Raw genomic sequence first — 20,586 nt, forward strand, 5'->3', positions numbered from 1 at the left:
CTGGCGTGAGGGGTACGTGCTCGCGTGAGAGGTTCTCGCGCGGGTGAGGGGTCCGTGCTCGGGTGAGAGGTCCACGCGGGCCTGAGACCCACGCGCCGGCGTAAGGAGTACGCGCGGGCGTAAGGCGTACACGCGCGGGTGAGAGGGTGTCGCGGAAGCGAGAGCCGGCTTCTTCCGCGGCACCCTCTCGCTGCGGTGATACCCCCTCACGCCGGTGAGGGGTACGCGCTACGGTGACGGGCTCTCCGTCAGTGCCGCCGCGTACGCGTTCCGGTGCGCGACCAGCCACTCCTGCATCCGGTCCCAGCGCGCCCAGCCGGCCCGCCGGGCGACCGCCTCGACGTAGCCGGGGTCGCCGCCCGCGACCCGGCGCTCGACGAAGGCGCGGCCCGCCGCGGTGGCCTGTTCGACGACCGCGGGCAGTTCGGCGCGCTCGGCCGGCGTCAGCCCGTACGCGTCGGCCAGCAGCCGCAGTCGGCCCAACTGGTCCAGCCCGCCCGGATACTGGGCGGCGGTGGAGGTCGGATCGAGCATCGGCACCCAGTAGCGGGCGGTCATCGCCACGTCCCACAGCGGGCGGCCGGGAGCGGCGAGGTCGAAGTCGATCAGGGCGACGGCCCGGCCGCCGCGGAAGACGACGTTCTCCGGGCAGACGTCGTTGTGGCACAGCACGGGTCCGCCCGCCGGGTCGGCCAGTTCACGGTCCCAGTGCGCTCCCGGGTCGATGTCCACCCCGGCGCCCGCGTCGTGCAGTCGCCGCAGCAGCCGGCCCACGGACACCAGCGCGTCCTCCGTCATCGCCCACGCCGGGAACGGCGGCAGGGCCACCTCGCCCTCGACGTAGGTGAGTTGCTCCCGCCCGTCCCCGTCGAGACCCGCGGCGACGGGCGCACCGTCGAAGCCGCGGTCCCGCAGGGCGGCGAGATACGCGTGCACACCGGCCGCGTTCCTGGACGCTGGCCGGTCCACGAGCCCGCCGCGCCGGTAGACCGCACCGGCGTTGGCCATCCCCCCGGCAAGCTGCTCGCCGTCCGGCGCTTCCGTCATGCGGCCCTCCGCGGTCCCTGCCGGGCGACGAAACCAGGATGACCGCGGAGCCTGCGCCCGGGCAGACTGCGGTGAGTGGACCGCAACGCTACAGGCCGGGTGCCCGCGCGTGAGCTGGCGATACGCCATGTCACGGCGCTGTCGCGCGGCGGGCCGATGGACTCGGGACTGCGGGTGACGCTGAATTTCCACCCGGACAGGTCGGCCGCCTGCGGCACGCCGGTCCTGGCGCGGCTCGCCGAGGACGGCGTCTACCGCTCGCAGTTCGTGACCGGTACGAGCAACGGCGGCCTGACCGCGTATCCCGGCGGTGATCGGTGGCGCTGGGAGAGCCGGATGTTCGGCGGCGCCTACGACGACGCACCCGCGCACACCCGCCCGGTCTACGGCGCACTGAACTTCCGTCGGCGCGTGACCGGCGGAGCGCCGCGGTTCGGCTCCGCGCACTTCCGGCTGACCGCCCGAACGCTGCCGCGGGCCACCTTCTGCTACCCCGACAGCTTCTACGAGCCGTCGCACTTCGGCGTCGCGGCGGTCATGTCCCTGATCGCCCTGGCCGAGAGCGGCGATGGCGTCGGCGACCCCCTTGACGACTACATCGAGGCGCAGGTCCACGGCCCGGTCCTCCTCGCCCGCCACGTCGAGGCGCTGGTCCTGGACCCCAGCCACCGCGGCACCTCCGTGGAGGCCGCGGCGCGCCGGCTTCCGTGCCCGGTCGAGTGGCACCCGGGCTTCGCGCTCACCGTCGGGGAACTGCGCCGCCATCCTGACTACCGCGGCCCGGAAATCGTCGCGCTCGGCGCCGAGATCGCGGTCGACGGCCGGCTCGACCCCCGTGTCCTCGGCGCCGCCGCCCGCGCCGGCCGCCACGACCCGCAGTCCCTCAAGCGGGTCTGGCACTACGTGGCCCGGTACGGAGCGCCGCCCGCCGCCCCACCCGCCCCGCCGGTCAGGCGAAGGTGCGGACCGCGGTGAGGCCGCCGTCGACCGGGAGGGTCACGCCGGTGACGTACGAGGCGCGGTCGCTGAGCAACCAGGCCGCTGCCTCGGCGAATTCGGCGGGCTCCGCGACCCGGCCCAGCGGGGTCGCCCGGGCGACGGTCCCGGCGAAGCCGGTGCCCGGGGCGAAGAACGCCTCGGTGGCGGAGGTGCGGGCGACACCCGGCGCGATGGCGTTGGTACGGATCCCGTGCCCCGCGTAGTCCGCGGTGGCCGCCTTCACCAGGCCGGCCAGCCCGTGCTTCGCGGCCTGCTGCGTACCGTCGCCGAAGCCGCCGACCAGCGCGCCGACGCCGGTGTTCACCACGATCGCGCCGCCGTGCCCGCCCGCGACCATCGCCCGCAACTGGGCGCGCAGGCACAGCCAGGTGCCCCGCAGGTTCAGCGTGTGCACCTCGTCCCAGGTGGCCTCGTCCCGGTCGGCGAGCGGGGCGGGCACGGGGCCGGCCCCGGCGTTGTCGAAGGCGGCGTCGAGCCTTCCGTACACCTCAAGTGCCGCCGATACAGCGCGCTCTGCGCCCTCCGCGGTCGTGATGTCGGCCGTCACGGCGACCGCCTCGGCGCCGCCCTCGCGCAATTCGGCGGCCAGCGCGTCCACTTCGGCGCCGGTACGGGCCGCCAGCACCAGCCGCGCGCCCTCCGCGGCGAACAGCCGGGCCGCGGCGGCGCCGATTCCCCGGCCCGCGCCGGTGACGACGGTGACCTTGCCCTCAAGTATTCCCATACGGGAAGCCTCGCTTCGCCGGCCGCCCGGCACCATCGGCCGCGCCGACCCTGGGACGGCCCGGCCCCCCTTCCGGCCGGTCTACGGTGGGGACATGGCCGACTCGGCGTTGGGAGCCTTCCTGCGGGCGCACCGCTCCCGCCTCACCCCCGCGGACGTGGGCCTGGCCCAGGACGCGACCGGGCACCGCAGGACGCCCGGCCTGCGCAGGGAGGAAGTGGCGGCCAGGGCCGGCATCTCGCCCGACTACTACACGCGACTTGAGCAGGGCCGCCCCCGCGTCCCGACCCCCGCCGTACTGGACTCCCTGGCACGGGCGTTGCTGCTCACCGACGCCGAACGCGCCTACCTGCACACGATCGCCGCCCCGCGCCGGGAGCCCGCGGCCGTACGGACCAGGCCCGTCACCCCGGCCGCCCGGGCGCTGCTTGAGGCACTGAACGACACCCCGGCCTTCATCGCGGGACCCCGCTTCGACCTGCTGGCCTGGAACCCGCTGGGCGCTGCCCTGATGGCGGGCCTGGCGCAACGCCCGCCGCACGAGCGCAATTTGCTCTGGCAGGTCTTCTGCTGCCCCTACGGCGCCGCCCCCGCCAACCGGGAGCCGGAGGACTCGATCGGCGCGCAACTGGTCGCGTCCCTGCGCACCGCACACGCCGACCGCCCGAGCGACCCGGCCCTCACCCGCCTGGTGGCCCGACTCTCCGCGTCCAGCCCGGAATTCGCCGCCCTGTGGAAAATGCACCGGGCCGGCGCCCCCGCCGAGGGCGAACTCCGGCTGCGCCACCCGAAAGTGCCTGCGGACACCCTCCCCTACACCCTCCTGTCCCTCCCCACCCCCGGCCACCACCTGTTCACCTGCCTCCCCCCACCCCGCATCCCCACCCCTTTCCGCGCCCTGACCGCCACCGGGCCCTGACCCCGCCACCGCCCGGACCGGCGGCGCGCCAGGCGCCGCGCTCGGGGCGTCGTCACCCGGGTGGGTGATGATTATGCGTTTGGCATATTCATTCAGGTCGATAACGCCAGGATCCCGACCATGAGTGATCACGCTGTAACTACAGGCTACGGACTTCCAAGTCGCCTTCCGGCTACCGTGGACGACATGGACACCGAGTCGTACGCCGCACTCCGCCGGGTGGCCGAGGATCTGGCCGACCTGCCCGGAATCGGCAAGGTCGAGATCGCCGACGGCGAGGTCATCGTGATGATGGCGCCGGTCAACCGCCACGAACTCGCCGTAGCGCGCCTGTGGCGGCAGATCGATGTCCAAGTGGCCAGGACGCACCCCGGCTACATCGCCCACGCGGGCGCCGATGTCGAGGATCCGGCCCTCGGAAAGCTCCGCTGCCCCGACATCATGGTCTTCCCCGAGGCGAGTCTGGAGAACACCGAGACCGCGCTGCGCCCTGACGAGGTGCTGCTGGTGGTCGAGATCGTCTCCCGCTCCAACCCCTCGAACGACTACCGCGACAAGGTGGAGGACTACTCCGCCATGGGTATTCCTCACTACGTGATCGTCGACCCCCGCGACGGAACCGGCATCGTCCACTCGCTGCCCGGCTATCGGCAGCGGACGGCGTTCGTCTTCGGCGACACCGTCAGCGTCGGCCCGTGGAAGCTCGACACCAGCGTCCTGCTGACCTACGGCCCGCCACGCGCGTCGTCCGGCGGGCCGGTGGCCTCGGCGGCCCGGGCGGACGCGGAGGCCACCGGGTCGTAGGCGCCGGCAGCCGAGGGATATTCGCTGGCCGGGCGGGTGGTGGGGCTGGTTGAGTGCGGGGATGAGTGATGGGCTTCCCGATGGTTACGAGATATCCACCGACCCCGCGCGGCTCGACGGCGGGCTGATTCATCAGTGGCTGTCGCAGGACGCGTACTGGGCGCTCGGGCGCCCGCGTGAGAAGCAGGACGCGGCTATCGCGGGGTCCCTCAACTTCGGGCTCTACGACAGCGCGTCGGGGGCGCAGCTCGCGTACGCGCGGATCGTCAGCGACCTGGCCACCTTCGCGTGGCTCTGCGATGTGTACGTCGCGCCCGCCGCCCGCGGCAAGGGCATCGGCACCGCCCTTGTCGCCGCGGTCCGCGACCACCTCGCGCCCTACGGCCTGCGCCGCATCATGCTGGCCACCGCCGACGCCCACGAGGTGTACGCCAAGGTGGGCTTCACCCCGCTCACGGACCCGGCGAAGTGGATGGCCCTCGGCGAGCAGTGACGCTGCCGCCTGCCGCCTGCCGCCTGCCGCCTGCCGCCTGCCGCCTGCCGCCCGCCGCCCGCCGCGCTCAGCCGCCCAGCTCGGCCGCGAAGCCCTCGCGCCACGTCGGGTAGCGCGGGCTCCAGGACAGGGCGTCCTTGGCCCGGGTGTTGTCGGCGCCGCGCAACCGCGTCATGTAGGCGGCACCCCACGCGCCCGCTGCGAGCCTGGCCATGGCGGTCGGGACCTTCCGCGGGGCGGCGGCGCCGAGCAGCGCCGCCACTCCCGGGAGCCAGTCGCGCAGCAGGGCGGGCTCGTCGTCGACGATGTTGAGGGCGCCGGTCGCCTCCGGGCGGTCCAGGGCCGCGACGACGGCCGTCGCCGCGTCCCGGGCGTGGGTGAAGGAGAAGACGCCGCTGCCGTCGCCGACGACCGGCAGCTTGCGGGCCTCGATCTGCGCGATGCTCGACCCGCCGCGCCCCAAGGCGGTACCGGGTCCGTAGAGGTGCCCGAAGCGCAGGACCAGGCCGTCGTCGGCCGCGGTGATCCCCTCCAGGACTTCCAGCGCTCCCAGCGACGTCGCCCACTGCTTGGGCGGGCGCCGCCAGAAGGGCGCGTCCTCGTCGGCCGCGCCGGGCGCCGGGTCGTAGGCGTAGGCCAGGCCCTGTGCCAGGAAGCGGGCGCCGCCCGAGTCCCGTGCGGCCTCCGCGAGCGTCCTGGCGGACTCCGTACGCAGCCGGTTGGTGAGGGCGAAGTCCCGCTCCATCCTGCGGGGGCTGATCCGCGCCGGGATGGCGGTGAGCAGGTGCACGACGGCGTCCGGTTCCGCCGTGCGCACGGCCTCGCGCAGCGCCGCCTGGTCGAGCGCGTCGACGGCGACGGTCCGTACGCCCGCGGCCCGCTCCCGCCCCGGTTTGCGTGACAGGGCGACGACCTCGTGCCCCGCGGCACTGAGCAGCGGGACGACCTGCCGCCCGACGACACCGGTCGCGCCCGCGACGACTACTCGCATGATGAGTCCTCTTCCTTCAACTGGCACTGCGTGGCACATGGACGGGATCAGGACGGGCGAGCGCGCCCCGGCGTGACAGTCGCGGATGTGACGCCGGTCACGACACCGGCCTACGCCTCCCGGTGGGGCTCCGCGGTGGCGCCGTAATCCGTTCGTACGACCGCCCCGGCTGCGGCTACCGTGCCACAGCGTGGACATCGATGATCCGAAAGAGCTGGTCCGCCGCGGCTACGACACGCTGTCGGTCCGCTCCACCTCCCGCTCGCCGAACAGGCCCCGCTGCTCGCGAAGTCGGCCCGCTGGCTGCGTCCCGGCGGCTGCCTGCTCGCGGTGACCGGCCACACCGCGTGGACCGGCGTCCAGGAGAACTGGCTCGGCGGCGGCGCCCCGATGTGGTGGAGCCACGCCGGCGCGGCCACGTACCGTACGTGGCTGGCAGCGGCCGGATTCGCCGTCGAACGCGAGGAGTTCGTCCCGGAGGGCGCGGGCGGCGCGGCCCTGTTCTGGTCGCACCGTGACACCACCGACCCCACGGAGGCGGAGAGTTGACCGGCGAGAACAGGGGGCGCCTCCTCGTGCTGCGCCCGTAGTGCGTGCCCGGCTCGTCCCGCCGCCCGGGCGCGGGTCCGCCCACCGGCCGGTGGGAGCGAGCCGATCGGCTCAGGGCCGCGACCACGCTTCGCCGGTGTCGTCGGCGCCCAGGTTGGCGAGCAGCCGGAGATTGTCCGCGTCGGTGCTGTCCGGTTCGGGGGACAGGGTGATCAGCTCCTGGCCGGAGCCGTCCGGCAGCATGAAGCGCTCCTGGTGCAGCGTGATCACGCCGACCATCGGGTGCCGGAGTCGCTGCGAGCCGTGGCCGCGCACGCTGACCTCGGCGGCGGCCCACAGCTCGCTGAACCGGCGGCTGCCGATGGACAGTTCGCCGATGAGCGCGGCCAGTTCCGGGTCGTCGGGGAACTCACCGGCCGCGTGCCGCAGATGGGCCACGCAGTCGGCGGTGCACGACGTGCGGTCGGCGTACAGGTCGAAGCGGTCGGCGTCGAGAAAGATCATCCTGGCCAGATTGCGTTCGCCGACCGGCACTTGGTCCAGGCCGCCGTACAGCAGACCGGCCATCCGGTTGTACGCCAGCACGTCGATGCGGTGGTTGATGATCATGGCCGGGCAGTCCGACAACGTGTCGAGGATCCGACGCAGCTGCGGCCGAACCATGGCCGGATAGCTGGTCGGCTGCGGCCGGCGCCTGCGCTGCCTGGCCAGCTTGTGCAGGTACTCGTGGGCCACGCTGTCGAGTTGCAGCGCCCGCGACAGCGCGTCCAGCACCTGCTCCGACGGCTGGGTCGCCCGGCCCTGCTCCAGCCGGATGTAGTAATCGACGCTCACCCCGGCCAGCTGCGCCAGCTCCTCGCGGCGCAGACCGGCCACCCTGCGGCGGCCACCGATGACGACGCCGACCGATTCCGGCGGCACGTGCGCCCGGCGCGACTGCAGGAACGTGCCGAGGTCGCCCAGATCGTCCATGCGTTCCAGTATGCGCACGGGCCGCCAGGACCGGTCGGGACGAGGGTGGTCCTGCCAGTCCCAGGAACCCCGGTCCGGCGGTCAGGCAGACTCTGGCCGCCGGACCGGCATCCGGCGCAGGATCGCCGCCATGAACGTACTGATCGTCTACGCACACCCCGACCCGAACTCGCTGACCGCGTCCTTGAAGGACCTCGCCGTCAGCGCCCTGCGCGCGGAGGGCCACGAGGTGGTGGTCACCGACCTGTACGCCATGAAGTGGCAGGCGGCGGCCGACTTCGCCGACTTCGACGGCATCACAGGACCGGATTTCATGCATGCCTCAGGAGCGGCCTACGGATCCGGCCGCCTCACCGAGGACATCCGCGCCGAGCAGCAGAAGCTGCGCGACGCCGACCTGGTCGTCCTGCACTTCCCGCTGTGGTGGTTCACCATGCCCGCGATCCTCAAGGGGTGGATCGACCGGGTGTTCACCTACGACTTCGCGTACGGCGCGCAGCTGCCGCGCTACGGGGCCGGCCCGTTCGCCGGCAAACGCGCCATGGTCGCCACCACCGTGGGCGGCAGGATCGGGCACTACACCGAGCGGGGAGTCAACGGCCCCATCGACGACCTGCTGTTCCCGGTCAACCACGGCGTGCTGTACTTCACCGGCTTCGACGTGCTGCCGCCGTTCGTCGAGCACAGCGCCGTCCACCTGGACGACCAGCACTACGCCGGGATCGCCGCACGCTACCGGCAGCGGCTCGCGACCGCCTTCACCGCCGAGCCGATCCCGTACCGCCCGGAGCTGGGCGGCGACTACACCGGCCTGACGCACCAGGACGGCTCCGAGCTGATACCCGGCCGGGAATCGCCCGGCACCAGCGGATTCGCCCTCCACACCGCCCGCCGGGGCCGGCGATGACGATCCGGCCCCGCCCCTCCTCGGCGGTCCGGCCCGGAGCCACAATGGTGGGGTGAGCATCGAACGGGCCGTGCCGCCCACCATCGCCGGGGAGCGCGAGACGTTGCGCGGCTTCCTCGAACACCACCGGGCGACGCTTGCCGTCAAGTGCGAGGGGCTGGCGGACGAGGACTTGCGGCGGCAGTCCGTGCCGCCCTCGACGCTGAGCCTGCTCGGCCTCGTGCGCCACATGGCCGAGGTCGAGCGCGCCTGGTTCCGCCGGGTCGTCGGCGGTGAGGACATCCCGCTCGTCTGGTCGGACGCGATGGACTTCCAAGTCGCCTACGACGCGGCCGGCTCCACCCGCGCGGAGGCCTTCACGGCCTGGCACGCCGAGGTCGAGCACGCCCGCCGCATCGAGGCGGCGGCCCCCGACCTGGACGTCGTCGTCCACAACTCCCGCGGCCAGGAGGACCTTTCGCTACGGACGATCATGCTGCACGTCATCCTGGAGTACGGCCGCCACAACGGCCACGCCGACCTCCTCCGCGAGGCCATCGACGGAACGGTCGGCGTGTAACGCCCGCCGGACCCCCGGCCCCGGCGGCTGAGCGCTCCCGGCCCGGATCCTGGCGGTCGTCCCGATCGGGGAGTACGGCCGCACCGGCGCCCAGGCCCGTGCCCGTCTCCTGGCCCACACCCGGCGGCAGGGCAAGCCCCGTGGCGCGCACCGCAGTTAGCGCCGCCGCACGTACACCGGGGTACGTGGACACCGGTGCGTGCGCGGTGCGAGCATCGCAACGGTGGGCGTCAACGATCGAAAGCGCCGTCCGCTGCGGCGGCAGCGGGACTTCCTGCTGTTGTGGAGCGGGCAGACCGTCAGCGAGGTCGGTTCGCAGATCTCGGTGCTCGCGCTGCCGCTGGTGGCCGTCGTCGTGCTGAAGGCCGGCGCTTTCCAGATCGGGCTGCTGTCGGCGGCGGGGACGAGTGCGTATCTGCTGGTGGCGCTGCCCGCGGGGGCCGTGGTGGACCGGGTGGCCAAGCGGCGGCTGATGATCGGGTGCAACCTCGGGCTGCTCGCGGTGGTCGGCTCGGTGCCGGTCGCCCACGCGGCGGGTGTGCTGACCCTCGGGCAGCTCTACGGTGTCGCGCTCGCGTCCGGCGTGCTGTCGGTGTTCTTCTCGGTCGCCTACCAGAGCTATCTGCCGACTCTGCTCGACCATGAGCAGCTGATGGACGGCAACGGCAAGCTCGCCGCCTCGCAGTCGGCCGCGCAGATCGCCGGGCCGGGGGCGGGCGCCGGCCTGGTCACGCTGGTCGGGGCCGCGGCGGCGATGACCGCGGACGCGCTGTCCTTCGCGGTGTCCGCCGCCTCGCTGGCCGCGATACGCACCCGTGAGCCGGTCCGTACGCCGGCGCCCGCGGCGGACAGGCCCACCCTGCGGGCGCAGATCGGGGCCGGGCTCGCGCATGTGGTGCGGGACCCGATCCTGCGCAAGGCGGTGGCCTTCAACGGCACCGCCAACTTCTTCGTGATCATGGTGGAAACGCTCGGCCCGGTCTTCCTGATCCGCACCCTGCGGATACGCCCCGGCCTTGTCGGGCTGCTGCTCGCGCTGGGAGCCGTCGGCGGCGTGGCGGGCGGGATCGCCGCGAAGTCGCTGGCCCGGCGGGTGGGTTCGGCGCGGATCAGCTGGGTGGCGATGACCCTGCTGTCGCTGCCCGGACTGCTGATCCCGCTGGCCGGGCACGGCTGGTGGGTGCTGCTGTTCGGTGCCGGCTGGATCTCCTGGACCTTCGCCTCCACCGTGGCCGGTATCTCGCTGACCAGTTACCGCCAGGCGACCTGCCCGCCCGACCTGCTCGGCCGGGTCAGCGCCGCCGCCCGCTGGATCAACTGGGGCACCCTGCCGCTCGGCAGCCTCGCCGGGGGAGCGCTCGCGGCCCTGCTCGGCGTGCGGACGACGCTGTGGATCGCCGTCGTCGGCGGCTGCTCCGCCGGCCTGTGGCTGTTCTTCTCGCCGCTGCGCACGATGCGCGACATCCCCCTCGGCCGCCCGGGACCCGCGCCCGCCGCCGGGGCGGCCTGACGGCGTACGGGAGTTCGTGGTTGGCTGTCCGGACGTAGGACCGCCCGAACGAACCGGACCCGAGCGAGGACCAGAGCATGTACGAGTACAAGGTCGTCTCCTTCCGCGAATCGCTGATCGGCGACGCGCTCGACGGCGACAAGCTGGAGAAGACCCTCAACAAGCACGCGTCCGACGGCTGGGCGCTCAAGTCCATCACCGCGGCCGACGTGAAGGGCCGGATAGGCCCCGGCGCCGTCGAGGGCCTGCTGCTCACCTTCGAGCGCCCCCGCCAGGGCTGACCGGCGCCGGCACCACCACCGGCCCGAGCGCCGGCACCGACGTGGACCCGTACCCATCCGGACCCGGACCTGGGACCCGTCACCGGACCCACGACGCCCGCCCCGCCCGCCTGCCCCTGTGGGCGAGCGGGCGGTGCCGCACCGGCGACAGGCCGGCCGTACGGGGCCCAACCGGCAAACCGGCCGAAACGCTGCGATCCGGTGGCGGTCCGGGCATGCTGGGCTGACTGTGCCGCGGGGCCGCTCGGGGGAGGGCGTGTTCACGGGGTGACGCCACCCCCGGGGACCCGGCGCGCACGCAGCCGTCGCGAACCGGAGGACCCGCCATGTATCCGAAGCCTGCTCAACCACCCGCGCAGGGACCCGCTCAAGGCCCTGCCCAAGGCGGTGCCCACGTCCCCGGCCAGCAGGCCGCCCAGCCGGTGGCACGCGCCCTGCCGACCAGCACGATCCACGAGCGGGCACGGGAACTCGCCCGCCTCGCCGACGACTTGAGCGCACGCGTCACCGGCGGACTCGCCCGTCCCGACATGCTGGAGACCATGGACGCCCTGACCGATTGGGCCGAGGAGGCCGTGGCCCAGGCGGAGGAATCGCCGGTCGGCGAAGGCCTGTTCGTAGCCCTCATCGAGGTCGGGAAGGCGCTGGACCGCTACGCGTCCATACGCTCCGACCCCGGGCCGGGCACGCACGGCCCGGTCCTGCGCGTGCTCGACTCGCTGTGGGGTCCGGTCCTGGCCGAGATGCAGCAGCCGTTCGCACCCGCCTTCGGCTCGCCCTCCTTCGGATTCGAGTGGCAGCTCGGCGACGCGAAGGTGACCACGCAGGATGTGCCCTCCAAGACGCTGCTCAAGAGCTGGAAGCACCAGGAAGCGGAGATCGTCCGGCTGGAGGTCGACGACACCGACCTGGAGTTCATCACCTCGCCGGTCACGACCTCGGCGGATCTCGACCGGCAACTCCAGTGCGTCAGCGCCGAAGTGGCCGCGCTCCAGCGCAACGGCGGTGCGACGTACTACCTGCCGGAGCCGGCGCTGGACGATGTGGACGGCCACCAGCTGTTGCCGGCCGGCTTCGCCGTGACCGTGGTGACCGGCCACTTCGTGCACGGCAAGGTCCAGGCCACCGGGGGCCGGCGGCTGGACCAGCTCGCCGACCTGCTGCTGACCTACGGGGGCAGCGGGGCGGCCGAGGCCGTGGCCAACGTCGACTTCTACAAACCCCTCGGCAGAGCAGCCCAGTTGCTGTATCTCGTGCGCTACTACGTGATCAGCCTGATCGCGGGGGTCAACGACAGGCAGGGCCCCAAGGTGCTGCTGCCGGTGATGTCCCGCACCGACTTCCACTCCGGCTACCTCCAGCTGAGCGCCGACGAACAGACCGACTTCCGCCGCTGCGTCGACTACCGGGGCGCGCACGGGCTGTTCGACGACTACCGTGCCACGGTCCTGATGCCGACGTCCCAGGGGAAGCGCGACCTCATCGGCGGCTACCTCGGGCCGGCCGGCTACCGGTACGCCGGTCCCACGATCGGCGCGTGGTTCGACTCCATCGTGGACGGCGACCCGACGACGCCCGCCACGGAGCCCACCGACCGCGACAACGACGGCGACGGCCCCCGCGGCGACCACCGGGACCTGCTGTCCCCGCCGCGCGGCTACCCCGCGCACCGGCAGGGCCGCCACTTCACCTACGCCATGGGCCGCTTCGGCACCGCGGGCGACGGCGCGATGCTGTTCGAACTGCGGGCGGTCAGGAAGGACGAGGCGTACGGCCTTGAGGACGCGGTCTCCCTCATGCGGGAGTTCGCCGCGAGCCAGCTCGCCGACGCCGCCGAACGCCTGAACCGCGTCAAGGCGGTGGCCGCCGACGTCCTGGCCGGCCTGAAGCAGCAGAACGTGGCGCCGAGGAACTACCTGGTGTCCGGCGACGCCGCGCTGAGGAAGGCCATGAAGGACGGCCCCGCGCTGGAGTTGCAGCTCGCCCAGGCGCTCCTCCGGATGCAGATCGCGGGATAACGCCCGCCCCGGGTCCCGCAGGCCCAGCCCCAGGTCCCCGGCCGCCCGGCCGCCGCGCCCCGGGGCCGCCGGGTCCCGCAAGCCCCCCGGGGCACCCGGACTACGCTCGCCGTATGCCGCAGACCAGCCGCCGCCGCGTGCGGACGTACGACCCAGACCGGACCTGGAGCGCGCTTCTCGCGCAGGCGGGCCATGTGCGCGACGCCGTCAAGGAGTTGGCGCCCGAGGCGTACGCGAGGGAGTCCGGGCTGCCCGGCTGGGACGTGCGGACCCTGGTCGCGCACATCGCACGGCAGGCGAATCTGCTCGGGGTGCTGCTGGCGGAGCCGGAGCCGGTCCCCGGGGGGAAGCCGACCGGGCTGGACGAGTGGACGCAGGCGACCGGGCCGATCGCCGACCAGCTGGACGCCTCGACCCGGGCCGCCGAGCAGGCGATGGGGGACCCGGTCGCGGCGATCGACGCGGCGGTGGACGGGCTCGGCCCGCTGCGGGCGCAGGCGCTGCGGCCGGGCAGGCTGATCCCCGAGCCCTTCGGCGGCATGCGGGCACTGGACTTCACGGTGACCCGGCTGGTGGAACTGGTGGTGCACAGCGACGACCTGGCCCGGGCGACCGGCCGCGAGGTCGCTTTCGACCGGCAGGCGGTGGCGGCCGTGGCGCGGGTGCTGGCGGACGGGCTGGCCGCGAAGGCGCCGGGCAACGCGGTGGAGGTACGGGTGCCGCCCTATGCGGCGGTGCAGTGCGTGGAGGGGCCGCGGCACACCCGCGGCACCCCGCCGAATGTCGTCGAGACCGACCCGCTGACCTGGATCCGGCTCGCCACCGGGCGTACGGGCTGGGCCGAGGCGCTGGCCGCGGCGGCCGTCGCGGCCAGCGGGGAACGCGCGGACCTGGGACCGTATCTGCCGGTCATGCGGTGACACACGGGTCGTACGGCGACCTGCCCGTCATACAATGCGGCGCCCGTAATGCACCGGAATAACCCTGTCCAGGCGTGGCGTAATTACGCCGGTAATCTCCCCCGGTATATGCCGGGGAGGTCCGTGCTCCTAGAATTCCGGGAGCGGATCCATCCGGAATGCTGAATTCCGCGTGTTCGAGCCGCCCTGGAGACGCGCCCGCCGGAACCCCCGTACCGGCGGGCGTCTTCACATCCACGGCACACCCGCAGCGGACCCGCGGCACGCCGCGGCGACCCCGCCGGCGGCGGGCTTTTCGGCCACCGCGCCGGCGGTTTCCGGCCGGCGCCCCGTGATGGCCCTAGGCTGACCCCCGGTCATCAGAGCCCGCCGACCGGAGCAACCCCCGTACCGGCCGGCGCACCCGCGCCTTGGGGGGCACGTCACACCCCCGTGTCCCCCAAGGCGCTACGCGCATAGAAGCGCAGATCGGGTCGGTCCCTCGTTCGGACCAGCGGCGAACCTGCCCTAGACTCGTGAACGTGCCTCGTGGTGACGGACGACTCAGCCACGACCTGCTCCCCGGCGAGAAGGGCCCCCAGGACGCGTGTGGCGTCTTCGGTGTCTGGGCCCCCGGCGAAGAGGTCGCCAAACTCACCTATTTCGGGCTGTACGCCCTGCAGCACCGCGGACAGGAGTCCGCGGGCATCGCAGTGAGCAACGGCTCCCAGATTCTGGTCTTCAAGGACATGGGACTGGTCTCCCAGGTCTTCGACGAAACCTCGCTCGGCTCGCTGACCGGCCACATCGCCGTCGGCCACGCCCGCTACTCGACCACCGGCGCCTCGGTGTGGGAGAACGCGCAGCCCACCTTCCGCGCCACCGGCCACGGCTCCATCGCGCTCGGCCACAACGGCAACCTGGTCAATACCGCCGAGCTGGCGGAGATGGTCGCCGACCTGCCGCGGACCCCGGGCAGGACCACCCGGGTGGCCGCGACCAACGACACCGATCTCATCACCGCCCTGCTCGCCGGGCAGACCGCGGCCGACGGCACCCCACTGTCGGTCGAGCAGGCCGCACCCCTGGTGCTGCCGAAAATCAAGGGTGCTTTCAGCCTCGTTTACATGGACGAGCACACCCTCTACGCCGCCCGCGACCCGCAGGGCATCCGCCCGCTGGTGCTGGGCCGCCTGGAGCGCGGCTGGGTCGTCGCCTCGGAGAGCGCCGCCCTCGACATCTGCGGCGCCAGCTTCGTCCGCGAGATCGAGCCGGGCGAGCTGGTCGCCATCGACGAGCAGGGCCTGCGCACGTCCCGCTTCGCCGAGGCCCGCCCCAAGGGCTGCGTGTTCGAATACGTCTACCTCGCCAGGCCCGACACCGACATCGCGGGCCGCAACGTCTACCTCTCCCGGGTCGAGATGGGCCGCCGGCTCGCCAAGGAGGCGCCGGTCGACGCCGACCTGGTGATACCGACCCCGGAGTCCGGAACCCCGGCCGCGGTCGGATACGCCGAGGCCAGCGGCATCCCGTACGGCTCGGGCCTGGTCAAGAACAGCTACGTCGGGCGGACCTTCATCCAGCCCTCGCAGACCATCAGGCAGCTCGGCATCCGGCTCAAGCTCAACCCGCTCAAGGAAGTCATCCGCGGCAAGCGCCTGGTGGTCGTGGACGACTCGATCGTCCGCGGCAACACCCAGCGCGCCCTGGTGCGGATGCTGCGCGAGGCGGGCGCCGCCGAGGTGCACGTACGGATCTCCTCGCCGCCGGTGAAGTGGCCGTGCTTCTTCGGCATAGATTTCGCCACCCGCGCGGAGCTGATCGCCAACGGTATGACGGTCGAGGAGATCGGCACCTCGCTGGGCGCCGACTCGCTCGCGTACATCTCGCTCGACGCCATGGTCGAGGCCACCACGATCGCCAAGCCCAACCTGTGCCGGGCCTGCTTCGACGGTGAATACCCGATGGACCTGCCCGACCCCGAGCTGCTGGGCAAGCAGCTGCTGGAAGTCGAGCTGGCCGGCGGCGCGGACGCCGCCGACGCCCTGCGCAGGCCGTGAGCCCTCTGCCGTACCCCGACACGAAAGTGCCAGCCATGTCTGAGACAACCGGTGCCAGCTACGCCGCCGCGGGCGTCGACATCGAGGCCGGCGACCACGCCGTCACCTTGATGAAGGAGTGGGTGCGCAAGGCCACCCGCCCCGAGGTGGTCGGCGGGCTCGGCGGCTTCGCGGGCCTCTTCGACGCCTCCGCGCTCAAGCGCTACGAGCGCCCGCTGCTGGCCTCCGCGACGGACGGCGTCGGCACCAAGGTGGACATCGCCCGCCGGATGGGCGTCTACGACACGATCGGCCACGACCTGGTCGGCATGGTCGTGGACGACCTCGTGGTGTGCGGGGCGGAGCCGCTGTTCATGACCGACTACATCTGCGTCGGCAAGGTCTACCCCGAGCGGGTCGCCGCCATCGTCAAGGGCATCGCCGAAGGCTGTGTGCTGGCCGGCTGCGCCCTGGTCGGCGGCGAGACCGCCGAGCACCCCGGGCTGCTGGGCGCCGACGAATTCGACGTCGCGGGGGCGGGCACCGGCGTGGTCGAGGCCGACCGGCTGCTGGGCGCGGACCGGATCCGCAGCGGCGACGCGGTGATCGCGATCGAGTCGTCCGGGCTTCACTCGAACGGGTACAGCCTGGTCCGCCATGTGCTCTTCGACCGGGCCGGCTGGGAGCTGGACCGGGAGATCCCCGAGCTGGGCAGGGCGCTGGGCGAGGAGCTGCTGGAGCCGACGAGGATCTACTCGCTGGACTGCCTGGCCCTGACCCGTACCGCCGAGGTGCACGCCTTCTCGCACATCACCGGCGGCGGCCTGGCCAACAACCTGGCCCGGGTCGTACCGGACGGCCTGCGGGCCACCGTCGAGCGTTCGACGTGGACGCCCGCGCCGATCTTCGACCTGGTCGGCGCGGCCGGGCGGGTCGAGCGCCCGGAGCTGGAGAAGACGCTGAACATGGGCGTCGGCATGATCGCGGTGCTGCCCCAGGAGTCGGTCGAGGTGGCCCTGGCCACGCTGGCGGACCGCGGGGTGGACGCCTGGGTCGCGGGTGGGATCACGGCGCGCGAGAGCGGCGCCGCGGCCGTGGAGCTGGTCGGCGACTACGCGGGCTGACCCGGCGGCGTGGCCGGATTCGTACCCTGGCCGGCACTGCCGCGCCGGGGCATGACGAAACCCGGTCCGGGGCTGATCGCCCCCGGCCGGGTCAGCGTGTGTGGTGACTTCGCTGCGTCAAGCGCGACGACGTTGCGACGAGGGCGAGGAGTCGGACGACTGGTCGTCCTCGTCATCGTCGTCGTCGTTGTACCGATCCGCGTACTGAGCGTACGGGTCGTCGTCGTCCAACTCGTCGTCATCGTCCTCGACAGGCTCCGGATTAACCGGCCTCGACGGCGATGCGCCCAGCTCGTCGGCCAGACGTGAGAGATCCGTACCGCCGCTGTTGTACTTCAGCTGGCGGGCGACCTTCGTCTGCTTGGCCTTGGCCCGGCCGCGCCCCATGGCTCGACCCCCTTAACGGCGGGGCTCAACGGCCCCGAGTCTTGACACGCGTTCATGATGCGGAGCGGCCTCTCCGGAGAGAGACCGGTCCGTAGGGCCTCAACGGTACCTGCTTCCGACGCCGCACGGTACGTCGCCCGCACGACGCGCGTCGGATCAGGGGTCTTTCGCGACCCTGTCCTGCCTGGTCAGGCCCGATTTTACCTTCTTCTAGCGCGAACTTGCTATCGGGCCGTGCGTTCGGTCACGTGCGTCACTCCGGGCGCAGCCATTCCGCCGCCGGAGTGCGCTCCGCCATCCGTTGCTCGGCCAGCCGGTCGGCGGCGACCGCGGGCGGAACGCCGTCGGACTTCGCGCGATCGAAAATGGCCAGAGTCGTGTCGTAGATCTTCGTCGCCTTGGCCTTGGCCCGGTCGAAATCGAAACCGTGCAGTTCGTCCGCGACCTGGATCACACCGCCGGCGTTCACCACGTAGTCCGGCGCGTAGAGGATGCCGCGGCCGGCGAGGTCCTTCTCGACGCCGGGGTGCGCCAGCTGGTTGTTGGCCGCGCCGCACACCACGGTCGCGGTCAGGGCCGCGACGGTCGCGTCGTCCAGGGCGTGGCCCAGCGCGCAGGGGGCGTAGACGTCCAGCGGGGTGCGTACCAGCACCTCGGCGTCGCTCACCGCGCCGACGCCCGGGTGCCGGGCGGTGACGGCCTCCACCGCGCCGGCGCGCACGTCGGTGACGACGACCTCGGCGCCGTCCTCCACCAGGTGCCGCACCAGGTGCTTGCCGACCTTGCCGACGCCCGCGACACCGACCCTGCGGCCGCGCAGCGAGGGCTCGCCCCACTGGAAGCGGGCGGCGGCGCGCATGCCCTGGAAGACACCGAAGGCGGTCAGCACGGAGGAGTCCCCGGCGCCGCCGTGCTCGGGGGAGCGGCCGGTGGTCCAGCGGTTCTCGCGGGCGACGACGTCCATGTCCGCGACGTAGGTGCCGACGTCGCACGCGGTCACGTAGCGCCCGCCGAGCGAGGCGACGAAGCGGCCGTAGGCGAGCAGCAGCTGCTCGGTCTTGTCCGTGTCGGGGTCGCCGATGACGACGGCCTTGCCGCCGCCGTGGTCGAGCCCGGCCAGCGCGTTCTTGTACGACATGCCGCGGGCGAGGTTGAGCGCGTCCTCGACGGCCTCCTCGTCGGAGGCGTAGGGGAAGAAACGGGTACCGCCCAGGGCGGGGCCCAGGGCGGTGGAGTGGAGCGCGATCACGGCCTTGAGGCCCGATGCGCGGTCCTGGCAGAGAACGACCTGCTCGTGTCCGCCCTGCTCCGATCGGAACAGCTTGGCGATGACACTCTCGGTCTGTCGTACGTCGGTCACGGTGGTGACTCCCATAGTCCAGTGGTCCCAGTGCTGCGGGTGTTTCGCGCCCCCCGTGCGGGTGGCGGGCGGGGTTGATGCGCAACAGCGTAGGCCCTGCCGGGTGGCCGGGATCACGTCCGGCCGGCCCGGCCGCGTGGGACGATCGTCGGGACGGCACGGTGGCGCGAGGGAGCTGGTGTGGGCGGTTCACCGGTAGTGGTCCCGTACGCGGCGTATTTGCGGGTCTACGAGCCGCTGACGGCCTTTCCCGAGCCCGAACGCAGCCACTGGCACCGGTATGCCGCGGCCGACCCCGGACGGACCGCACAGGACGAGCTGAGGCAGTCGCTGGCCGGTCTGATCCCGGTGCCGCCGATCGCCGTCCCGGTGCACGAGAGCGCCGACGCCTTCGTCGCCGTGGTCGGCGGTGTCACCCACGTCTGCCCCTGGCGCACCCGGCTGCGCGGCTGGCTGGCTCTTGAGCAGGCCGGCGAGCTGCTTCCGGAGTCGGTGCTCGACGCGATGCTGCCGCCGGTCGTACGGCTCCAGGCCGCGGCCGACCACGAGTCGTGGCGCGAGCGCAACCCCGACGCGCGCCCCTGGATCCGCAGTGCCACCTGGCACGTGCCGGTGCGCTGGTTCGTCCTGGTCGCCGACGACGAGCGGGAGTACGAGCCGGCGGGCGCCGGTGAGTCCAAGGAGCCGCTGCTGCGCTACCGCACCCCCATGGTGCAGGCCAGGCGCCGGGTGGCGCGGGGGCTGCGGGTGCTCAGGGAGGCCTTCGACGACGGCAGCCCCTTGGTCGACGGGCTGATCGACGTCGGCCGCTGGCTGGAGGAGTTTCACCCGCGCTCGCTGGTGGAACTGGACTACGGCGGGCTGGTGCACGCCCTCGGTCCCGACGGGCTCGCCGACGACCGCTCGGCGGCCGACGTCGCCGAGGGCCTCGCCGCGCTGCGCGCCGGCGACTCGGGTGCGGCCGGGGTCGCGTACGAACGCCTGACCGAGCGGTGGCGGTCGGTACGGGAACGCCAGTTCCTCAGCTGAGCCGGCGCTCCGCGCGAACGGGCGTTTGTGGATCTTAGGCCCAAGGGTGACGGAGAGCACGTACCCGGAGTCTTGCCTGCATCACCATGTGTCATGCCAAAATGGGACAACGGGTCCGCCTCGGGCTTGTTTCGAAGGTGGGGATGTTGCAGATGATCGTCCTGTGACTGATCGTCACGCTCGCGTGACTGTCCGTTATGACACGGTCCATCGGCTTCCGTCGAGCTTGAACACCTGAGAGGGCAAATCCATCGGTTTGGCCGACGCGGCTGGACGGATGGTGTAGTTGTAGTGCCGAGGACAAGCCGTTCGTCCTATTACCGACTCGGCCCGCGTCTGCCATTTCGGGCAACGTGGGTCAAGGTGCAGAATTTAGAGGAAAGAACCGCGTTGGTTCGGTTCTCTCAAGGAGGCCGCTCATGACCGCTCGCACCCCTGATGCCGAGCCGTTGCTAACCCCTGCCGAGGTCGCGACCATGTTCCGCGTCGACCCCAAGACGGTCACGCGCTGGGCCAAGGCAGGCAAGCTCACGTCCATCCGCACGCTGGGCGGGCACCGCCGCTACCGCGAAGCGGAGGTCCGTGCGCTGCTCGCGGGTATTCCGCAGCAGCGCAGCGAGGCCTGACAGCCCTTTTGGGCGCCGGCCCCCCTTTTCGGCGCCCGGCCGCACGGCTCACCTGCCCCCATCAGGGACAGCCCGAGGCTTCGGTTCCACCCGCTCCATCTGCTCCGCCTGCACCACCGGATCCACCCGCACTACCTCGCACTACCCGCACCACCCTGTACCACCTGGATCCCGCCGGATCCGCTCGTAACACCGCACAGCACCACGCGTCACCAGGATCGCATCGGACTCCGCCGGGTCCGATGCGGTCCTTTTTCGTGCCTTGGGCGTACGTCCCGGACGGGGTGCCATTGCACATATTAAATCGACAGCCCTCCGGAGGGCGTCGAGTTCCGCGATTCCGAATCGA

21 protein-coding genes are annotated in these 20,586 nt (G+C 72.5%); 15 read left to right on the forward strand and 6 right to left on the reverse strand.

The window, feature by feature from the left end; genetic code table 11:
- Positions 1-228: 228 nt before the first annotated feature.
- Positions 229-1,047, reverse strand: coding sequence for a phosphotransferase enzyme family protein (locus OHA86_RS21620; protein WP_329177700.1), 819 nt, complete (start codon positions 1,045-1,047; stop codon positions 229-231).
- A gap of 75 nt (positions 1,048-1,122) precedes the next feature.
- Between OHA86_RS21620 and OHA86_RS21625 the strand changes: the two genes are divergently transcribed.
- Positions 1,123-2,022 (forward strand): DUF3626 domain-containing protein, encoded by a 900-nt coding sequence (locus OHA86_RS21625; RefSeq protein WP_443071799.1) that lies wholly within the window; start codon positions 1,123-1,125, stop codon positions 2,020-2,022.
- Here OHA86_RS21625 and OHA86_RS21630 read toward each other — a convergent pair.
- Positions 1,997-2,770, reverse strand: a complete 774-nt coding sequence (locus OHA86_RS21630; RefSeq protein ID WP_329177702.1) for an SDR family NAD(P)-dependent oxidoreductase — start codon at positions 2,768-2,770, stop codon at positions 1,997-1,999. The two genes, OHA86_RS21625 and OHA86_RS21630, sit on opposite strands and share 26 nt — an antisense overlap.
- 94 nt (positions 2,771-2,864) lie before the next feature.
- Between OHA86_RS21630 and OHA86_RS21635 the strand changes: the two genes are divergently transcribed.
- From OHA86_RS21635 to OHA86_RS21645, 3 genes are all read left to right on the forward strand, one after another.
- Complete coding sequence (locus OHA86_RS21635) at positions 2,865-3,689, forward strand: helix-turn-helix transcriptional regulator (protein ID WP_329177704.1); 825 nt, start codon at positions 2,865-2,867, stop codon at positions 3,687-3,689.
- Between the two features lie 186 nt (positions 3,690-3,875).
- Positions 3,876-4,493 (forward strand): Uma2 family endonuclease, encoded by a 618-nt coding sequence (locus OHA86_RS21640; RefSeq protein ID WP_329177706.1) that lies wholly within the window; start codon positions 3,876-3,878, stop codon positions 4,491-4,493.
- A gap of 61 nt (positions 4,494-4,554) precedes the next feature.
- Complete coding sequence (locus OHA86_RS21645) at positions 4,555-4,986, forward strand: GNAT family N-acetyltransferase (protein WP_329177707.1); 432 nt, start codon at positions 4,555-4,557, stop codon at positions 4,984-4,986.
- Between the two features lie 67 nt (positions 4,987-5,053).
- On the opposite strand, the gene OHA86_RS21650 is transcribed toward OHA86_RS21645, so the two are convergent.
- Complete coding sequence (locus OHA86_RS21650; protein ID WP_329177709.1) at positions 5,054-5,977, reverse strand: NAD-dependent epimerase/dehydratase family protein; 924 nt, start codon at positions 5,975-5,977, stop codon at positions 5,054-5,056.
- Positions 5,978-6,307: 330 nt separating this feature from the next.
- Between OHA86_RS21650 and OHA86_RS21655 the strand changes: the two genes are divergently transcribed.
- On the forward strand, positions 6,308-6,526 hold the full coding sequence (locus tag OHA86_RS21655; protein ID WP_329177711.1) for a hypothetical protein: 219 nt from the start codon (positions 6,308-6,310) through the stop codon (positions 6,524-6,526).
- 111 nt (positions 6,527-6,637) lie between these two features.
- On the opposite strand, the gene OHA86_RS21660 is transcribed toward OHA86_RS21655, so the two are convergent.
- Positions 6,638-7,498 carry a helix-turn-helix domain-containing protein gene (locus tag OHA86_RS21660; RefSeq protein WP_329177713.1) on the reverse strand — a complete coding sequence of 287 codons (861 nt, stop codon included), beginning with the start codon at positions 7,496-7,498 and terminating at the stop codon, positions 6,638-6,640.
- Between the two features lie 130 nt (positions 7,499-7,628).
- Between OHA86_RS21660 and OHA86_RS21665 the strand changes: the two genes are divergently transcribed.
- The 8 genes from OHA86_RS21665 to purM all read left to right on the forward strand — a co-directional run bounded on the left by OHA86_RS21665 (position 7,629) and on the right by purM (position 16,835).
- A complete protein-coding gene (locus OHA86_RS21665) occupies positions 7,629-8,405 on the forward strand; it encodes an NAD(P)H-dependent oxidoreductase (RefSeq protein WP_329177715.1) in 777 nt (258 codons plus the stop codon).
- A gap of 52 nt (positions 8,406-8,457) precedes the next feature.
- Positions 8,458-8,964 carry a DinB family protein gene (locus OHA86_RS21670; RefSeq protein WP_329177717.1) on the forward strand — a complete coding sequence of 169 codons (507 nt, stop codon included), beginning with the start codon at positions 8,458-8,460 and terminating at the stop codon, positions 8,962-8,964.
- A 223-nt stretch (positions 8,965-9,187) separates the two neighbouring features.
- The gene (locus OHA86_RS21675; protein WP_329177718.1) at positions 9,188-10,474 is read left to right on the forward strand and encodes an MFS transporter; all 1,287 of its coding nucleotides are present in this window, start codon (positions 9,188-9,190) and stop codon (positions 10,472-10,474) included.
- A 77-nt stretch (positions 10,475-10,551) separates the two neighbouring features.
- Positions 10,552-10,755, forward strand: coding sequence for a DUF4177 domain-containing protein (locus OHA86_RS21680; protein ID WP_259437194.1), 204 nt, complete (start codon positions 10,552-10,554; stop codon positions 10,753-10,755).
- 326 nt (positions 10,756-11,081) lie between these two features.
- The gene (locus OHA86_RS21685) at positions 11,082-12,773 is read left to right on the forward strand and encodes a hypothetical protein (protein WP_329177722.1); all 1,692 of its coding nucleotides are present in this window, start codon (positions 11,082-11,084) and stop codon (positions 12,771-12,773) included.
- A 113-nt stretch (positions 12,774-12,886) separates the two neighbouring features.
- The gene (locus OHA86_RS21690) at positions 12,887-13,693 is read left to right on the forward strand and encodes a maleylpyruvate isomerase family mycothiol-dependent enzyme (protein ID WP_329177724.1); all 807 of its coding nucleotides are present in this window, start codon (positions 12,887-12,889) and stop codon (positions 13,691-13,693) included.
- Positions 13,694-14,214: 521 nt separating this feature from the next.
- Complete coding sequence (purF, locus tag OHA86_RS21695; RefSeq protein WP_329177726.1) at positions 14,215-15,732, forward strand: amidophosphoribosyltransferase; 1,518 nt, start codon at positions 14,215-14,217, stop codon at positions 15,730-15,732.
- Positions 15,733-15,767: 35 nt separating this feature from the next.
- Positions 15,768-16,835: a phosphoribosylformylglycinamidine cyclo-ligase gene (purM, locus tag OHA86_RS21700; RefSeq protein ID WP_329177728.1), complete on the forward strand. Its 1,068-nt coding sequence runs from the start codon at positions 15,768-15,770 to the stop codon at positions 16,833-16,835.
- Between the two features lie 117 nt (positions 16,836-16,952).
- Here the strand turns inward: purM and OHA86_RS21705 are convergent, their stop codons facing one another.
- A complete protein-coding gene (locus tag OHA86_RS21705; protein ID WP_329177730.1) occupies positions 16,953-17,222 on the reverse strand; it encodes a DUF3073 domain-containing protein in 270 nt (89 codons plus the stop codon).
- 253 nt (positions 17,223-17,475) lie between these two features.
- Complete coding sequence (locus OHA86_RS21710; RefSeq protein ID WP_329177732.1) at positions 17,476-18,597, reverse strand: Leu/Phe/Val dehydrogenase; 1,122 nt, start codon at positions 18,595-18,597, stop codon at positions 17,476-17,478.
- A 165-nt stretch (positions 18,598-18,762) separates the two neighbouring features.
- Between OHA86_RS21710 and OHA86_RS21715 the strand changes: the two genes are divergently transcribed.
- Both OHA86_RS21715 and bldC read left to right on the forward strand, forming a co-directional pair.
- Positions 18,763-19,611 (forward strand): hypothetical protein, encoded by an 849-nt coding sequence (locus tag OHA86_RS21715; RefSeq protein ID WP_329177734.1) that lies wholly within the window; start codon positions 18,763-18,765, stop codon positions 19,609-19,611.
- A gap of 419 nt (positions 19,612-20,030) precedes the next feature.
- Entirely contained in the window at positions 20,031-20,237 is a 207-nt protein-coding gene (bldC, locus tag OHA86_RS21720) for a developmental transcriptional regulator BldC (protein ID WP_003949541.1), read from the forward strand.
- Positions 20,238-20,586: the final 349 nt, after the last annotated feature.

The organism is Streptomyces sp. NBC_01477 (genome assembly GCF_036227245.1).
In the GTDB taxonomy this organism is placed as follows: domain Bacteria; phylum Actinomycetota; class Actinomycetes; order Streptomycetales; family Streptomycetaceae; genus Actinacidiphila.

Excerpts from the sequence above, each read along its gene's own strand:
- OHA86_RS21620 (WP_329177700.1), bottom strand. The coding sequence starts at position 1,047 with ATGACGGAAGCGCCGGACGGCGAGCAGCTTGCCGGGGGGATGGCCAAC.
- OHA86_RS21630 (WP_329177702.1), bottom strand. The coding sequence starts at position 2,770 with ATGGGAATACTTGAGGGCAAGGTCACCGTCGTCACCGGCGCGGGCCGG.
- OHA86_RS21635 (WP_329177704.1), top strand. The coding sequence starts at position 2,865 with ATGGCCGACTCGGCGTTGGGAGCCTTCCTGCGGGCGCACCGCTCCCGC.
- OHA86_RS21640 (WP_329177706.1), top strand. The coding sequence starts at position 3,876 with ATGGACACCGAGTCGTACGCCGCACTCCGCCGGGTGGCCGAGGATCTG.
- OHA86_RS21645 (WP_329177707.1), top strand. The coding sequence starts at position 4,555 with ATGAGTGATGGGCTTCCCGATGGTTACGAGATATCCACCGACCCCGCG.
- OHA86_RS21650 (WP_329177709.1), bottom strand. The coding sequence starts at position 5,977 with ATGCGAGTAGTCGTCGCGGGCGCGACCGGTGTCGTCGGGCGGCAGGTC.
- OHA86_RS21660 (WP_329177713.1), bottom strand. The coding sequence starts at position 7,498 with ATGGACGATCTGGGCGACCTCGGCACGTTCCTGCAGTCGCGCCGGGCG.
- OHA86_RS21665 (WP_329177715.1), top strand. The coding sequence starts at position 7,629 with ATGAACGTACTGATCGTCTACGCACACCCCGACCCGAACTCGCTGACC.
- OHA86_RS21680 (WP_259437194.1), top strand. The coding sequence starts at position 10,552 with ATGTACGAGTACAAGGTCGTCTCCTTCCGCGAATCGCTGATCGGCGAC.
- OHA86_RS21685 (WP_329177722.1), top strand. The coding sequence starts at position 11,082 with ATGTATCCGAAGCCTGCTCAACCACCCGCGCAGGGACCCGCTCAAGGC.
- OHA86_RS21690 (WP_329177724.1), top strand. The coding sequence starts at position 12,887 with ATGCCGCAGACCAGCCGCCGCCGCGTGCGGACGTACGACCCAGACCGG.
- purM (WP_329177728.1), top strand. The coding sequence starts at position 15,768 with ATGTCTGAGACAACCGGTGCCAGCTACGCCGCCGCGGGCGTCGACATC.
- OHA86_RS21705 (WP_329177730.1), bottom strand. The coding sequence starts at position 17,222 with ATGGGGCGCGGCCGGGCCAAGGCCAAGCAGACGAAGGTCGCCCGCCAG.
- OHA86_RS21710 (WP_329177732.1), bottom strand. The coding sequence starts at position 18,597 with ATGGGAGTCACCACCGTGACCGACGTACGACAGACCGAGAGTGTCATC.
- bldC (WP_003949541.1), top strand. The coding sequence starts at position 20,031 with ATGACCGCTCGCACCCCTGATGCCGAGCCGTTGCTAACCCCTGCCGAG.